Origin of the sequence: Phenylobacterium kunshanense (assembly GCF_003254525.1) — a bacterium.
Taxonomy (GTDB): domain Bacteria; phylum Pseudomonadota; class Alphaproteobacteria; order Caulobacterales; family Caulobacteraceae; genus Phenylobacterium; species Phenylobacterium kunshanense.
The window spans coordinates 40,664-55,393 of the sequence record NZ_QFYS01000013.1; the positions used below are offsets into that span (position 1 = coordinate 40,664).

17 protein-coding genes are annotated in these 14,730 nt (G+C 70.0%); 8 read left to right on the top strand and 9 right to left on the bottom strand.

Annotated elements, in window-relative coordinates; all coding sequences use genetic code 11:
- Positions 1-18: 18 nt before the first annotated feature.
- Complete coding sequence (gene gcvA, locus DJ019_RS19890) at positions 19-915, bottom strand: transcriptional regulator GcvA (RefSeq protein WP_111278488.1); 897 nt, start codon at positions 913-915, stop codon at positions 19-21.
- A 127-nt stretch (positions 916-1,042) separates the two neighbouring features.
- Between gcvA and DJ019_RS19895 the strand changes: the two genes are divergently transcribed.
- Entirely contained in the window at positions 1,043-1,402 is a 360-nt protein-coding gene (locus DJ019_RS19895) for an energy transducer TonB family protein (RefSeq protein ID WP_111278490.1), read from the top strand.
- Between the two features lie 138 nt (positions 1,403-1,540).
- On the opposite strand, the gene DJ019_RS19900 is transcribed toward DJ019_RS19895, so the two are convergent.
- Both DJ019_RS19900 and DJ019_RS19905 read right to left on the bottom strand, forming a co-directional pair.
- Positions 1,541-2,473: an electron transfer flavoprotein subunit alpha/FixB family protein gene (locus tag DJ019_RS19900; RefSeq protein ID WP_111278493.1), complete on the bottom strand. Its 933-nt coding sequence runs from the start codon at positions 2,471-2,473 to the stop codon at positions 1,541-1,543.
- A 1-nt stretch (position 2,474) separates the two neighbouring features.
- Positions 2,475-3,221, bottom strand: coding sequence for an electron transfer flavoprotein subunit beta/FixA family protein (locus tag DJ019_RS19905; protein ID WP_111278495.1), 747 nt, complete (start codon positions 3,219-3,221; stop codon positions 2,475-2,477).
- Between the two features lie 146 nt (positions 3,222-3,367).
- On the opposite strand from DJ019_RS19905, the gene DJ019_RS19910 reads away from it, so the two are divergent.
- Entirely contained in the window at positions 3,368-3,655 is a 288-nt protein-coding gene (locus tag DJ019_RS19910; protein ID WP_111278499.1) for a hypothetical protein, read from the top strand.
- On the opposite strand, the gene DJ019_RS19915 is transcribed toward DJ019_RS19910, so the two are convergent.
- Together DJ019_RS19915 and DJ019_RS19920 are read right to left on the bottom strand one after the other, a co-directional pair.
- Positions 3,652-4,227: a cob(I)yrinic acid a,c-diamide adenosyltransferase gene (locus DJ019_RS19915; RefSeq protein WP_111278502.1), complete on the bottom strand. Its 576-nt coding sequence runs from the start codon at positions 4,225-4,227 to the stop codon at positions 3,652-3,654. The genes DJ019_RS19910 and DJ019_RS19915 overlap by 4 nt on opposite strands.
- Before the next feature lie 4 nt (positions 4,228-4,231).
- Positions 4,232-4,429 (bottom strand): twin transmembrane helix small protein, encoded by a 198-nt coding sequence (locus DJ019_RS19920; RefSeq protein ID WP_111278504.1) that lies wholly within the window; start codon positions 4,427-4,429, stop codon positions 4,232-4,234.
- Positions 4,430-4,768: 339 nt separating this feature from the next.
- On the opposite strand from DJ019_RS19920, the gene DJ019_RS19925 reads away from it, so the two are divergent.
- Both DJ019_RS19925 and DJ019_RS19930 read left to right on the top strand, forming a co-directional pair.
- Complete coding sequence (locus DJ019_RS19925) at positions 4,769-5,419, top strand: TetR/AcrR family transcriptional regulator (protein ID WP_111278506.1); 651 nt, start codon at positions 4,769-4,771, stop codon at positions 5,417-5,419.
- A 14-nt stretch (positions 5,420-5,433) separates the two neighbouring features.
- Positions 5,434-6,072, top strand: a complete 639-nt coding sequence (locus tag DJ019_RS19930) for a TetR/AcrR family transcriptional regulator (protein WP_111278507.1) — start codon at positions 5,434-5,436, stop codon at positions 6,070-6,072.
- A 19-nt stretch (positions 6,073-6,091) separates the two neighbouring features.
- Here DJ019_RS19930 and DJ019_RS19935 read toward each other — a convergent pair whose 3' ends face one another.
- Positions 6,092-7,738 carry an acyl-CoA dehydrogenase family protein gene (locus DJ019_RS19935; protein WP_111278509.1) on the bottom strand — a complete coding sequence of 549 codons (1,647 nt, stop codon included), beginning with the start codon at positions 7,736-7,738 and terminating at the stop codon, positions 6,092-6,094.
- A gap of 80 nt (positions 7,739-7,818) precedes the next feature.
- On the opposite strand from DJ019_RS19935, the gene DJ019_RS19940 reads away from it, so the two are divergent.
- Complete coding sequence (locus DJ019_RS19940; protein ID WP_111278511.1) at positions 7,819-8,445, top strand: glutathione S-transferase family protein; 627 nt, start codon at positions 7,819-7,821, stop codon at positions 8,443-8,445.
- A gap of 2 nt (positions 8,446-8,447) precedes the next feature.
- Here DJ019_RS19940 and DJ019_RS19945 read toward each other — a convergent pair whose 3' ends face one another.
- Complete coding sequence (locus tag DJ019_RS19945) at positions 8,448-9,242, bottom strand: alpha/beta fold hydrolase (protein ID WP_111278513.1); 795 nt, start codon at positions 9,240-9,242, stop codon at positions 8,448-8,450.
- Between the two features lie 67 nt (positions 9,243-9,309).
- Positions 9,310-10,173 (bottom strand): M15 family metallopeptidase, encoded by an 864-nt coding sequence (locus DJ019_RS19950; protein WP_111278515.1) that lies wholly within the window; start codon positions 10,171-10,173, stop codon positions 9,310-9,312.
- Positions 10,174-10,384: 211 nt separating this feature from the next.
- Between DJ019_RS19950 and DJ019_RS19955 the strand changes: the two genes are divergently transcribed.
- The 3 genes from DJ019_RS19955 to DJ019_RS19965 all read left to right on the top strand — a co-directional run bounded on the left by DJ019_RS19955 (position 10,385) and on the right by DJ019_RS19965 (position 13,664).
- Positions 10,385-11,377 (top strand): hypothetical protein, encoded by a 993-nt coding sequence (locus DJ019_RS19955; protein ID WP_111278517.1) that lies wholly within the window; start codon positions 10,385-10,387, stop codon positions 11,375-11,377.
- A gap of 66 nt (positions 11,378-11,443) precedes the next feature.
- Entirely contained in the window at positions 11,444-12,436 is a 993-nt protein-coding gene (locus DJ019_RS19960; RefSeq protein WP_111278519.1) for an SDR family NAD(P)-dependent oxidoreductase, read from the top strand.
- Positions 12,437-12,515: 79 nt separating this feature from the next.
- Positions 12,516-13,664, top strand: a complete 1,149-nt coding sequence (locus DJ019_RS19965) for an MFS transporter (protein WP_165844098.1) — start codon at positions 12,516-12,518, stop codon at positions 13,662-13,664.
- Here the strand turns inward: DJ019_RS19965 and mutY are convergent.
- Positions 13,657-14,703, bottom strand: coding sequence for an A/G-specific adenine glycosylase (mutY, locus tag DJ019_RS19970; protein WP_111278523.1), 1,047 nt, complete (start codon positions 14,701-14,703; stop codon positions 13,657-13,659). The two genes, DJ019_RS19965 and mutY, sit on opposite strands and share 8 nt — an antisense overlap.
- Positions 14,704-14,730: the final 27 nt, after the last annotated feature.

Here is a 14,730-nt window from a genome sequence, read left to right on the forward strand (position 1 = left end):
GCGGCGCAACAGCTCAGCCTAGGGGGTGGCCTGCTCGGCTGAGTAGAGGGCGGCTTCCGCAACAAGCCAGTCGCGAAGTTCGGCGATCCGGCGCGCCTTGCGGCTGTCCGCGCGCCACACGACCCAGTAGCCCAGCTCGGATGCGACCCCACCCTCGAACGGCCGCACGAGGCGACCGCTGCGCAGGTCCTGCTCCACAAGTCCGCTGCGTCCCAGTGCGACGCCGATGCCCTGCGCCGCCGCCTCGAGCAGCATGACGGAATCCTCGAACACCAGCCCCTTCTGGGGCGGGGGCTCGAGATCGAAGGCGTTGAACCACAGGCGCCATGGCCGGTGGCCGTGATGCAGCAGCGGCGCCTTCAGCAGGTCCTGGGGGCAGCAGAGCTCGGGCAGGCCGGCCAGGGCCGGACTGCAGACCGGGAACAGCGTCTCGCGGAAGAGGCGGGCGGTCTCGACGTCGTCCCACACCCCGGCGCCGTAGCGAATGCCGACGTCCACCCCGTCGGTGACGAAATTGGCCCGGCGGTCCTCGACCTTCAGCTCCAGGTTCGCGCCGGCCGGATCGACGAGGAGCCGTTGAAGGCGGGGCGTCAGCCAGCGGCTGGCGAACTGTGGGTCGATGCTGACCACCAGAGGGTCGCGTTCGGCGGCGGCGTGGAATTCGGCCACCGCGTTCCTCAGGACGTCGAGACTGCGCCCCACCTCGCCCGCGAGGCGGTGGGCGTCGGGCGTCGGGATCATCGCATTGCCGCGCCGTTCGAACAGCCGCGCGCCCAACTCGGCCTCGAGCCGCCGGATCTGCTGGCTGACGGCGCCGTGGGTCACCGACAGCTCCTCGGCCGCCCGGCTGTAGCTCTGGTGGCGGGCGGCGGCCTCGAGGGCGCGCAGGGCGAAGAACGGCGGCAGGCGGGCCATGGCGCAGGTTGTTAGCGCGCCTGACAACCCCTGGCAAAATCTATCGTTCGCGACGGAGGCCTTGCGGTCCTACATCCCACCCATCGGCGGCGCTGCTGAATGGTGTGTGAAAACAAGGATATAGGCAATGAAATCCCTTCCCCTCATTCTGTCCGCCGCTGTCGCCCTCGGACTGGGCGGCGCAGCTCACGCGACCCCCCGCGAAGTCACCCACTACCTGGCGCAGGCCGGCGAGGTCGCCACGGCCGAGCTGGCCGCGGCGGGCGTCGACGCCGGTCGAGGACTGCGCGTGAAGGCGCGGGTGAACTCGGATGGCCGGCTGACCGGCGCGCGGGTCGTCACCTCCTCGGGCTCGCTGGAGACCGACCAGAAGGCGACGCAGGCGCTCCGGCGGCTGAAGGTGGCCACGCCGCCAAACATCCTGATCGGCGCAGAGGTTGTCGTCGCGGTCGCCCAGGCTCCGATCGAGACCGCGAAAGCGAACTGATCCCCGCAGACCCCACAATGCGGCGGATCGCGGCGGGCGGCTCCGGGCGGAGCCGCCCGCTTTTTCATGGCAGGCGCAAAAGAAAGGGGCGGCTCGTCGCCGAGCCGCCCCGATCTGCTTGCAGATGAAGCGAGGGTCTCAGCCCAGCGCGCTCATCAGTTCCGGCACCGCGGCCTTGTAGTCGGCCACCAGGCCGAAGTCGGCGACCTGGAAGATCGGCGCGTCCGGATCCTTGTTGATCGCGACGATCACCTTGGAGTCCTTCATGCCGGCCAGGTGCTGGATCGCGCCCGAGATGCCGATGGCGATGTAGAGCTCCGGCGCCACGACCTTGCCGGTCTGGCCGACCTGGTAGTCGTTCGGGGCGTAGCCGGCGTCCACCGCGGCGCGCGAAGCGCCGACCGCCGCGCCGAGCTTGTCGGCGAGAGGTTCGATGACCGCCTGGAACTCCTCGGCAGAGCCCATCGCACGACCGCCCGAGACGACGATCTTGGCGGCGCCCAGGTCCGGGCGGGCCGACTTGACGATCTTCTGGTCGACGAACTGGGTCTTGGCCGGGGCGGCGGGAGCGGACACGCTCTCGACCGAGGCCGAGCCGCCTTCCGCGGCCGCCTTGAAGGCGGTCGGGCGGACGGTCAGGACCTTCTTCGGCTCCGACGACTGGACGGTTTCCAGCGCGTTGCCGGCGTAGATCGGGCGCACGAAGGTGTCGGCCGACACGACTTCGATGACATCCGAGATCTGCGACACGTCCAGCTTCGCGGCGACGCGCGGGCTGAAGTTCTTGCCGGCGGTGGTGGCGGGCGTGAGGATCGCGTCGTAGCCGCCGGCCAGGCCGACGACGAGGTCGGTGACGGCCTCGGCCAGGCCCTGGCCCAGAGCGTCGCTCTCGGCGGTCAGCACCTTGCGCACGCCGCCGATCTTGGCGGCCTCAGCCGCGATCGCCGCGGTGTTCGTGCCGGCGACCAGGATGTCGATGTCGCCGCCGATGGCCTGGGCGGCCGACACCACCTTGTGGGTGTTGTCCTTCAGCGACGCGTTGTCGTGGTCCGCGATGACGAGAACGGCCATGTTAGAGGACCCCCGCGGTCTTGAGGTTGGAGACGAGGTCGGCGGCGGTTTCCACCTTGATGCCGGCCGAGCGCTTCGGCGGCTCGGTGACCTTCACGACCTTCAGGCGCGGGGCGGTGTCGACGCCGAGCGAACCCAGCTCCTTCACGTCCAGCGGCTTCTTCTTGGCCTTCATGATGTTCGGCAGCGAGGCGTAGCGCGGCTCGTTGAGGCGCAGGTCGGCGGTCACCACCGCCGGCAGGTCCACGTTGAGCGTCTGCAGGCCGCCGTCGACCTCGCGGGTCACCTTGGCCTTGCCGCCCTCGATCACGACTTCCGAGGCGAACGCCGCCTGCGGCCAGTCGAGCAGGGCCGCCAGCATCTGGCCGGTGGCGTTGTTGTCGCCGTCGATGGCCTGCTTGCCCATCAGCACCACTTGGGGGCCTTCCTCGGCGATGACGGCCTTCAGCACCTTGGCGACGGCCAGCGGCTCGAGGTCCTGGTCGGTCTGGATCAGGATGGCGCGGTCGGCGCCCATGGCGAGCGCGGTCCGCAGGGTTTCCTGCGCCTGGGTCGGGCCGACGGACACGGCGACGACCTCGGTCGCGGCGCCCTTCTCCTTCAGGCGGACGGCCTCTTCGACCGCGATCTCGCAGAAGGGATTCATCGACATCTTGACGTTGGCGAGGTCGACACCCGTCTGATCGGCCTTAACGCGGGCCTTGACGTTGTAATCGATCACCCGCTTCACCGGGACCAACACCTTCATGGGTTGCTAGCGCCTCAAATTGCTGCGGAAAGAAAAATGCCGGCTGGCAATAGCGGTTTGGCGGCGGTTTGCAAGCGCGCACGCCCGCGCGATGCCGCAGCGCACACCGCTGGCGATGGCCGCTGTCCTTGCGTAAAAGGCCGCCCATGAACGCGAACATCGAGCGCCTCAAGCTCATCTTCATCGCCGTCTTCGCCGTCGCCGTCGTCGGAGTCGTGGTGTGGCAGGTCGGCTGGGCGATGCCCGCCAAGAAGTGCGGCGAGGCGAAGAAGTGGTGGGACCCGGCCGAGCGCGTGTGCGCCACGCCGATCCTTATCTCGGACATCACCGGGCGCGTGATCACCGACAAGAAGGGACTCGAGGAAGCGAAGAAGGCGCTCGGTCGCCCCACGGCTCCGGCTCCGGCGGCCGCGCCGCCGGTCGCCAGGCCCTAGCGGGTCGCGGCGGGCTTCCAGAGCACCTCGTCCCGGCCCTGGCCGTTGGCCCGGCGTGACGCCACGAAGAGGAAGTCGGACAGGCGATTGAGGTAGCGCAGGGCGGGCTCGCTGACCGCTTCGCCCGCCTCGACCAGCCGTACCGCATCCCGCTCCGCCCGCCGGCAGACGGTCCGCGCGAGATGCAGGGCCGCCGCGGCCGGCGTCCCGCCCGGGAGGATGAACGACGTGAGGTCGGGCAGGCCCTCGTTCAGCGCGTCGATCTCGGCCTCGATCCGCGCGGTCTGGCTGTCGAGGATGCGCAGGGCGGCGCCTTCGGTTTCATCCGGCTTCGGCGGGGTTGCGAGATCGGCGCCCAGGTCGAACAGCTCGTTCTGGATCCGGCCGAGCATGGTGTCGAGCTCAGGGTCCGCCGCCATATGGATGCGCGCCAAACCGACGCAGGCGTTGGTTTCGTCCACCGCGCCATAGGCCTCGACGCGCAGGTCGGTCTTGCTGACCGGCTGACCTGTGGCCAGACGGGTCTGCCCGGCGTCACCCGTGCGGGTGTAGATGCGGTTCAAGGTGACCATGCGGTCAGTGCTGCCCGCGCCACCATACCGCGGCGACGAGCACCACGATGGCGATGGCCTGGGTGAGTACGCGCAGGCGCATCAGCTTGTTGGAGTACGAGCGCCCGAAATCCCCGCCCCGGAACAGGGCGTAGATCCCAAGCGCCAGCACCGTGGCGACCGCCGCGAGCGCGGCATAGATCGCGTAGTCGAACAAATCCATGACGGCAGATTAGGCCTCCACGTTGCCCGAGACTATCGGAAAGCGCGGGTATATTTTAAACTTGACTTGATGCTTCACGATCATGTTCAACGAGCATCGGCTGCTTTGTCGCGGCGGATTCGGTCCGCCGGCGTTGACCTGACGTCATAAGGGATTATGCAAGCCCTGGTCGCCTCGGCGTCCGGTCGCAGGCGATGAGTTACTCCTCGTTAGTTATCCCGTGTAACTAGTTAGTTGAACGCGTTCATTGCCGGTGATAAAGCCTCGGCTTCTCCGGTTCCTCCCCCCCCCCCCAAGCATGCTCGCCGGACTCCCCCTCCGGCGGCGCCCAAGAGAAGAATGAAGCACATCTCCCCCAATCAGGTCGCGGCCGACACGCCGGCGCGCGCTCCCACCCGCCGCGCTCTCGCCAAGCAACAGACCCGTCTGAAGGTTCTTGCGGCCGCCCGCCGCCTCTTCAGCGAGCAAGGCTACGAAGGCGCCACCATCCGCGACATCGCCGCCGCGGCCGGCATGTCCACCGGCGCGGTCTTCGCCAATTTCACCGACAAGTCCGACCTGTTCCGCGAGATCATGGTCGACGACATGGAGGCCCTGAACGCCGCCATGCGTGACGCCGCGGTTCGTGGCCGGGGCGTCGAGGACGCCCTGCTGAAGGTCTTCATGGCCGGCTATACCTTCTACAAGTCGCGTCTCCAGCTTGCCCGCGCCGCATTCAGCGTCTCGTGGGACAAGGATGGCGGCCCGTCGCTGCGCGGCCTGCCGGCCTCGCTGGCGCTCGAAGACCTGTTCACCGAGCTGCTGTCGGACGCCGTCACGCGCGGCGAACTGTCGCAGGAGGCCGAGGTGAAGCTGCGCAGCCGGATGCTGTTCGACACCTATCTGTCCAACTTCCCGCAGGCGATCTTCGACGGCTGGAGCCTGGACGCCCTGCAGGCCCGCGCCCGCGACCAGATCCGCATTCTGCTCGCCGGCGCCCGGCGGGGCTGAGGCTCGCGGGGGGCATGAACGCAGACGTCGACACGGCCTCCCGGCCGCCGGCCTCGCGCCAGTCGCAGAAGGAAGCGACCCGGCTGCGGGTGCTCAACGCGGCCCGGGAGCTGTTCGACACCCACGGCTACCAGGGCACGACGATCCGCGAGATCGCGCGCCATGCCGGCGTCGCCGTGGGAAGCGTTTTCACCACCTTCGCCTCCAAGGGCGAGATCCTCTCCGAAGTCATGCAGGCCCGGCTCGACCCGCTCTACGCGGAGCTCGACCGGGTCATGCCGCATCTGCGCGGGTCGACGGCGGACCGCCTGCGCACCATGTTCGCCATCCACTTCGAGTTCGAGGCTCGGCACGTGCGGCTGTTCCTGTCGCACATCGCGGCCGCCTACGACTGGACCTTGCCGCCCGGCGCCAAGCCGTACGGCCACACGCCCCGGCTCCAGGAGATCATCCGCGAGACCCTTCAGAAGGGGATCGAGCAGGGCGAGGTGCGCGCCGACTGCGATCTGCAGGAGATCGTCGACCTGCTGATGGCCGCCTACGCCTGGACCTATCGGCTGGTGATCACGCGCGAGGCCGGCACTCAGGCGATGATCGACGCAATGGATCGCCAGATCGGCCTGGTCGCCGAGGGGTTCGCGCCCCGCGGCTGAGACGGACGACGGCCGACGCTCAGTTCGCGCCTTCCAGCAGCCGTCTCGCGATCACCTGCGCCTGGATCTCGCCCGCGCCCTCGAAGATGTTGAGGATGCGCGCGTCGGCCAGCACCCGGCTGACCGGGGTCTCCAACGCAAAGCCCGTACCCCCGTGGATCTGCACCGCATTGTCGGCCGCGGCCCAGGCGATGCGCGCGGCGGTGAGCTTGGCCATGCCGGCCTCCAGGTCGCAGCGGCGGCCCTCGTCCTTGGTCCGGGCGGCGAACCACGCCAGCCGGCGGGCGCCCAGGATCTCGGCCGCCATCATCGCCAGCTTGTTGGCGACCCGCGGGAAACGGGCGATCGGCTCGCCGAACTGGCGGCGGGCCAGCGCATAGTCGAGAGCCAGGTCAAGGGCGTTCTGCGCCACGCCGATGGCGCGGGCGGCCGTCTGGATCCGCGCGCTCTCGAAGGTGGCCATGAGCTGCACGAAACCCTGGCCTTCCACCCCGCCCAGCAGGTTGGCGTGGGGCACCTCGAAGCCGTCGAAGCCGATCTCGTATTCCTTCATGCCGCGGTAGCCGATCACCTTGATCTCGCCTCCGGTCATGCCCTTGGCCGGGAAGGGGGCGGCGTCAGTCCCGCGCGGCTTCTCGGCCAGGAACATGGAGAGGCCGCGGTGGTCCTTCTTTTCGGGATCGGTCCGGACGAGAAGGGTCATCAGGTCGGCGCGGGCGGCGTGGGTGATCCAGGTCTTGGCGCCGTGCACCGTCCAGACCTCGCCGTCCCGGCTGGCGCGGGTGCGGAGGGAGCCCAGGTCGGAACCGGCTTCGGGCTCGGTGAACACGGCTGTGGGGATGATCTCGCCCGAGGTGATGCCCGGTAGGAACCGCGCCTTCTGCTCGGGCGTGCCGTGGGCCATGATCAGTTCGCCGGCGATTTCCGAGCGCGTGCCCAGCGAGCCGGTCCCGATCCAGCCCCGCGACAGGGCCTCGGACACCACGCACATGGCCACCTTGCCCAGGCCCGATCCGCCCCACTCCTCAGGGGCCGTTAGGCCGAAGACGCCGAGGTCGCCCAGTTCCTGCAGCAGCTCCAGCGGGATCAGTTCGTCGCGCAGGTGCCAGCCGTGGGCATGGGGCGTGATCTTCTCAGCCGTGAAGGCGCAGAACTGGTCGCGGATGGCTTCGAGCGTCTCGTCGAGACCGCTGGCCTCAAGGGACGGGCGGCCGCGCGCCTCGTCGAGCAACTCGACGATCCGCCACTTCACCGCCTGGGTCACACCGGGACGGAGGCGACCGAGCACGGCGCCCAGACGCTCGGCGGGCGCAAAGACGTCGGCGGGGCGGAAGAATTCGCCCTGGTTCATCGGAATTCCGCCGGCGAGCTGCGACAGGTACTCGTGCGCGAGTATCTGGGCCGGCAAGGCCTCGGCCTCGCCGAACCGACCCTCGGCCTCCAGCGCGCGCGCCCAGGCCGCCGTCTGGCGCAGGGTCTCCGCATAGGCGGCCGCCCAGGCCAGTCCGTGGGCCGCGTGCTGCTCATCATCCAGCGCCGCCCGATCCAGGCGCCCATCCTGCCGAACGCGTCCGCCCAAGGCGCCTGCGATGGCGGTGACGAGGCCGGCGGCCGCGTCGGCGGCCTGGTCGAGGAGGTCGGGGAGCTGGGGGAGGATCAGGGTCATGGTCGGCCTTATGGCAGACTTGCGTTGCGTCAGGTCAGACGGCTTTGCTGATATCCAGCCAGACAAGAGGAAGCGTCGCCATGCTCATCGTCCACCACCTCAACGATTCCCGCTCGCAGCGCATCCTCTGGCTCCTAGAGGAACTGGCCGTTCCCTACGAGATCAAGCGCTACGCGCGGGACGCGACGACCCGTCTGGCGCCGCCGGAGCTGGTCGCCGTGCACCCGCTGGGCAAGTCGCCGGTGATCACGGACGACGGACGGACGGTCCATGAGAGCGGCGCCATCATCGACTACATCATCCGCCGGCACGGCGGCGGGCGGATGGCCCCGGCGATCGGCAGCGACGCCTACGAGACCTACAACCAGTGGCTCCACTACGCCGAGGGATCGGCGATGCTGCCGCTCATGCTGTTCATGTACGTGGGTCGGCTGGGTGAGGGCGGCGCGCCGCTGCACCCGCGTATCGAGAGCGAGATCGCCAACCACATGGGCTACGTGGACCGCAGCCTCGCCGGCCGCGACTGGCTGCTGGGGAGCGAACTCACGGGCGCCGACATCAACCTCAGCTTCGTCGCCGAGGTGATGGGCGCGTTCGGCAAGCTGGACGGCTATCCGAACATGAAGGCGTGGCTGGAGCGCTTCCAGGCCCGGCCGGCCTATAGGACGGCGCTGGAGAAGGGCGGAGCCTACAGCTTCGCCCGCTGAGGCTATTCGAACGGCGGGAAGTCGTCGTCGAGCAGGCCGTCCAGGAAGTCGAACACCGTGGCCTTCAGCGAGGCGTGCGGGATCGCCGAGAAGTGGTCGCAGCCGGGCAGGCTGACGCCCTTGCCATGGGGAAACAGGCGGGCCAGCTCGTCCGGGTCGCCCGCCAGTTCGTCGCGGGCGCCGGCGACGACAAGGACGGGCATCGGCAGTCGCGCCAGGGCGTCGCGGTCCCAGGCGGGATTCTGGGCGGCCGACATGGCGGCCAGGGCCTGGCGGTCCTCGCCCTGCTCGTCGGCGAACTGGCGGAAGCTCTTGAGGAACGGCTGGTCGATGGTCTCCGGATCGTCGGTGGCCATGGCCTGCTTCATGGCGTCGGCGGCGCCCGGCCGGGGCGGATCGAACAGCTTGCCGCCGATCCCGCCGAGCATCAGGTGGCCGATCCGGTCCGGAGCATCCAGCGCCATCTGCAGGGCCGTCCGCGTGCCCATGGAATAGCCGAACACCTCGCAGCGGCCGACGCCGAGGCTATCCAGCAGCGCGACGGCGTCGGCGGCCAGATTGGCCCGGGTGTAGTCCGCGGGGTCGTGAGACTTGACGCTCTCGCCGTGGCCGCGCTGGTCCAGGGCGATGGTCCGGATGCCGCGCCGCTCGAAGGCCCCGTACCAGCCGGTCCGCCGCCAGCCCTCGTTCCGGTTCGAAGCGAACCCGTGCAGGAGCAGGACGGTCCGCTGGACCGGGCCGGCGGGGGCGATGTCGTCATAGGCGATGGTCACGCCGTTCAGGGTCGCGCTGGGCATGGCGCGGACCGTAGAGTCGGTATGGCCCTGCCGTCCACTCCTCCGCAGCGTCAGGTCGTGGTGACCATCAGGGCGGCTCGCCCGTCCACTCCCAGTGCCAGGGCTCGAAGGGGTAGTTCACGAAGCCGAACCGCCCGGCGTTGGCCAGCAGCCAGCGGTAGGTCGGCGTTTGGGTCATGACCAGCCGGTTCGGGTCGGCGCTGGAGTCAGGTCCGTAGCCGGGCGCCTGCCCGACGTAGATGTCCATAGCGAGTCCGGTCCGGTGGGCGGAACACCGCGCGCGGACGATCCCGTCGCAGTTGCCGTCGGCCTGGCAACGGGCGGCGTCGGCGGCCGGGCTGCGGTAGCCGGAGAAGATGGTCAGGTTGCGCGGATCGACGGCGATCTCCGGCGTCTCGGCCCGAGCGGCCTCCACCATCCGGCGGTAGGCGGCGAGGGCCTTCGGGCGCAGCCAGACCTGCTTGCCGGAATATCCCTCTTCGAGGCGCGCGGCGGTGATCAGGTCGGGCGTTTCCGGGCATTGGCCGAGCGCGGTGAAACGGACGAACTCGCGCAGGCCCTGTAGCTCGCCCTTGAGCGTCAGGAAGACCGGCTCGGTCAGCACCCCGTCGCCGCCCAGGTCGTTGGCGCGTTGCCAGGTGGCCAGCGCCGCCGCGAAGCCTTCGCTGTGCGGGGGACAGGTCGTGCCGATCCGCTGCTGGATGAGCGGCGCATATATCTCCCACCCGGTCTCGGCGCGGCCGAACGGGCTCCAGGCCAGAGTCTGCAGCGAAGCGGCGTTGGCCACGGCGGCGTCGGTCCAGCCTTCCGCACGGCACTCCGGACTTATCGGGACGTGGGAGCTGACCGGCGGCGTGACCGGCGCCGGGGCGGGGATTTGAAGGGGAGCGCAGCCGGCGACGATCAGCGCCAGGATGCAGGTCGCCGGCATGGCCGCGGGCCTGCGCCCACCCGCGGAATCTGGCGTGCGACAGGCGCGCGGAGGCGCGCATTTTCCGCCCACACCACCTGAGATCATTGTTCCGCGACTGGTTTTGTCATTGAAATGTCAGCGTAAAGGTTTCGGTTACAAACCCTGGTTACCCATTTTGAGGAGCGGCAAAAAGCCGCCTCGGCAGCCAACTGCCGAGCCAGGAGGAAATATGACCGGCAGTCCCCCCGCCACGGTCATCGCATCCATGAGTCGCGTGGACCGCGCCACCGGCCGGCTGGCCCGCGACAGCGATCGCAAGCTCCGCGCGACCAGCCGCCGCCGGGCCACCCGCACCGACGTCGAGGCGCAACAGCGGCTCCATTCGCGCCTGACCGAAATCCACAAGGTGACGCCCAAGCGCGTCGACTGGGACCGCATCCTGGCCGAGGGGCCGGTGGTTCCGGCGATCGCGCGTGACGCCATGTCGGCCGCGGCGCGGCGGAAGCTGTCGGAGTACCGGCCGTCCCTGATGGACAGTCTCCTGGGCGTCGAGCGCGAGAAGCGACGGGAGCTGACCGAGAAGGTGATCGAGGCCGCCAAGGCCGACGCCGAACTCTGGGCCCGGGCGAAGGCCGAGGCCGACACCCACAACCGCCTGCTGGCCCTGGCGCCCGGCGTTCGGGCGCTGCAGGTCGAGGCCATCGCGGGCGCCCTCAAGGTCCAGGGTGTGGCGATGAACCTGAAGGATATCGTCGAGGGCCTGACCATTCATCAGCCGACACCTGAGCGCCTGGTGGCGCGCGTCGACCTGCTGGAGTTCGACGCCCTGCCGGATGAGACCTGCCTGTCCGGCGCCACCAGCGCGACCTGGTTGGGGATGAGTCCGGCCGAGCGGGCGGACCTTCAGCTCACCAACGCATGCTCCGTCGTGCTGCGGGTGGCCGTCGAACTGCTCCAGGTGGTCTCGGTGGAAGCGGCTGAGGTGGTGGCCCGCGTCTGCCGCCCGGGCGGCCTGACCGAAGCCGATATGCAGCCGGTCCTGCACGTCAAGGTTCCGACCGCCGTGCTGGCGAAGCTCCAGCTCCGCAAGCTGGACGCGGGCCCGGCGGCGGCCGCCCTGGGCGCCCGTATGGCGTGGACGCCGGGCCACGGGCTTGGCCCTATCGACATCGAACAAGTCGGGCTCGGCGCGTTGCGGGCCCCCTCGATCCAGGCCGCCTGACGCCCACGGTGGCGTGACGCGGCGGAAGGGGCGATAGCGTTCTCCAAAACAAGGGGAGGACGCGCGATGAAGGACTTTGCCGGAAAATTCGCGGTGGTGACGGGCGGCGGCACGGGCATGGGCCGCGAGCTTGCCCGCCAGCTCATCGCCGAGGGCTGCAGCGTCGCCATGTGCGACGTCTCGGATCGCAACATGGCCGAGACCATCGCCCTGTGCGAAGCCGACCGGATCCCTCAGGGCGCGAGGATCACCGCGCACATCGCCGACGTCTCGGACGAGGCGGCGCTGGTCCGGTTCCGCGACGAGGCGGCCAAGGCGCACGACACCGACCGCCTGAACCTGCTGTTCAACAACGCCGGGATCGGCGGCGGCGGATCGATGGTCAATGACGACCGAGGTGAGTGGGAGCGGACATTCAACGTCTGCTGGGGCGGGGTCTATCTTGGCGTGCGCACCTTCCTGCCCATGCTGATCGCCGCGGACGAGGCGCACATCGTCAACACCTCGTCGGTGAACGGGCTCTGGGCCAGCCTCGGTCCGCATGTTTCCCATACGGCCTACGCTTCGGCGAAGTTCGCGGTGCGGGGCTTCACCGAGGCCCTGGTGACCGACCTTCGGCTCAACGCGCCGCACGTGAAGTGCTCGGTGGTGATGCCCGGCCACATCGGAACCGCCATCGTCGCAAACTCGCGCAAGGTGATCCGCGGCGTGGACGAGGACACGCTGACGGTGGAAGAGTTGGAGCGCGCCCGCGACCGGATCGCACATATGGGGATGGACTCCGCGGGCGTGCCCGACGCGGCGATCCAGGCGATGGTCGCCGAGCAGGCCCGCCGCTTCCTGGAGGACGCGCCCACCTCCGCGGCTGAAGCGGCGAGGATCATCCTGGACGGCGTCCGGCACGAGCGCTGGCGGATCCTGGTAGGCGAAGACGCCCACGTGATCGACCGCATGGTCCGGGAAAATCCCGAACAGGCCTATGAGCCGGAGTTCTACAACCGCCTGGTGGAGGCGGCCGGCTGGCAGCTCCAGAACATCGTCGCCAGCCGCTCGGAGTGACTGGACCGCATACCGCCTTTTCGGCGAAGTTGCTCCCTGGCGAAGCTTTCGGGGGATCGAGCATGGGCGGGCGACGACCGTGAATCCCCGCATCTATGTCCTGACCCTCTGCACCTTCGCCTTCGGGTCGGCGGCGTTCATCTTCGCCGGCCTGCTGGAGACGATGGCGGCCGACCTCGGCGTCTCCACCGCCGTGGCCGGGCAACTTCAGACGGCCTATGTCCTGACCTCGGCGGCGCTGGGGCCGGTCGTCGCCTGGCGGCTGGGACGCCTGGATCGGCGATGGGTGGTCGTGGGCGGCCTCGTCCTGGGCCTTGCTCTGCACCTCGCCTGCGCGCTGACGCCGAACTTCGAGGCCCTGCTGGTTCTTCGCGGGCTCGCCGGACTGGCAGGCGCCATGTCGGGTCCGGCGGCCAGCGTGGCGGCCGCCTCGCTCGCTCCGCCGGAACGCCGAGGCTCGGCCATTGCGCTCGTCTCGGGCGGCATGACCCTGGCCTTCGTGGTCGGCATCCCCATGGGCAGCGTTGTCGGATCAATGTTCGGCTGGCGCGCCACGTTTCTGTTCGCGGCGCTGCTGTCCGGGATCGCCCTGACCGCGGTGCTGCTGTTCCGGCCCAGCGTGCCGGCGCCGCCGAAGCGCCAGGGCGGCAGCGTGCCGGTGAACACGATCTGGCCGCTGTACCTGACCACCTTCCTGGTCTTCGCCGCCAACATGACTTTGAACCTCTACATCGCCCCCATCGTGCGCGTGGGCGCGGGGGTGACCGGGGCCGGTGTCGGGGTGTTCCAGGCGATGATCGGCTGGGGCTCGATCGCAGGCCTGTGGCTGGGCGCCCGGGCGGCGGATCGCAATGCGGGCAAGTCGTGGATCCTGCTGGGCTTTGTGATCCAGGCCACGGCCATGAGTCTGCACTTCGCGGCCACGCATGAGGCGCTGCCGCCCGGCCTGCCCAGCCAGATCCTCGTCGCCTCGGCGATCTTCGTGGCGGCGACGGCGTTGTTCTCGATCACCCCGGTGATCCAGTCGCGGCTGATCCACGCCACCGAGGGCGCGCCGGTGGCCCTGGCGCTCAACGGCTCGGTTGTCGCCTTGGGACAGGCCCTGGGTTCGGCGGCGGGCGGCGCCTCGCTGGCGGCGTGGGGCGTCCCGGCGATTCCGGCGACGGCCCTGGCGCTGTCGCTGACCGCCTTCCTGATCCTGAGCGTCGCGTTCCCGCGCGCTAGATGAGGTTCGAGAGGGCCGCCCGCGCGGCCTTGAGGAACACGCTGGGCAGGGCGTCCAGGTCGCGGCGCGGGCTCCAGATGAGGCCCTCCGCATCGCCCTCGGCCCTGAGCAGGCCGAGGCTCAGGCTGAAATGGGTGAAGACGTGCTCGATCTCGCCGACGGGCCGCCAGTCCGCCGGCGCGGGCGCGGCGGCCATGGCCTCGGCCTCGGTCCACCGCTCGGCGCGCCAGTCGCTGGTCGGCAGGGCCAGCATCCCGCCGAGCAGTCCCTTAGGCGGCCGGCGGACCAGGGCGATCTCCGCGCCCCGGGTCAGGACATAGGCGACGCCGTGACGGCGGGGCCGCTCGGCCTTGGCCGTCTTGCGGGGATAGGTTTCGGGCGCGCCCCCGGCCAGCCCGGCGCAGCTCGACGCGATCGGACACCGGTCGCACAACGGCGCCTTCGGCCGGCAGATGGTGGCCCCGAGGTCCATCAGCGCCTGAGCCCAGTCGCCGGGACGGTCCTCGCGCACGAGCGCGCCGGCCAGTCGCTTGAGCTCCGGCTTGGCCTCGGGCAGGGGCGTCTCCACCGCGAACAGGCGGGCCATCACGCGCTCGACATTGCCGTCGACGACATTGGCGGGCCGGTCGAAGGCGATCGCGCCCACGGCGGCGGCGGTGTAGGGGCCGAGGCCGGGCAGGCTCCGCAGGCCCTCTTCCGTGTCGGGAAAGACCCCGCCGTGGTCCCGCGCCACGGCGCGGGCGCAGGCCAGGAGGTTGCGGGCGCGGGCGTAGTAGCCGAGGCCGGCCCAGGCGGCCATGACCTCCTCATCCGGCGCGGCCGCGAGATCCGACACCGTCGGCCAGCGGGCGGTGAACTTCAGGAAGTAGGGCGTGGCGTGCGGCACGGTGGTCTGCTGCAGCATCACCTCCGACAGCCAGACGCGGTAGGGCTCGGCCCGGACGCCGGCCGCGTGGTCGCGCGGCCCGACCCGCCAGGGCAGGTCGCGGGCGTTCGCGTCGTACCAGGCGAGGAGCTGGGCGCGGAGCAGGTCGGCGGTCACGCGCGTGGCCTATCATTCCGCGCCCCG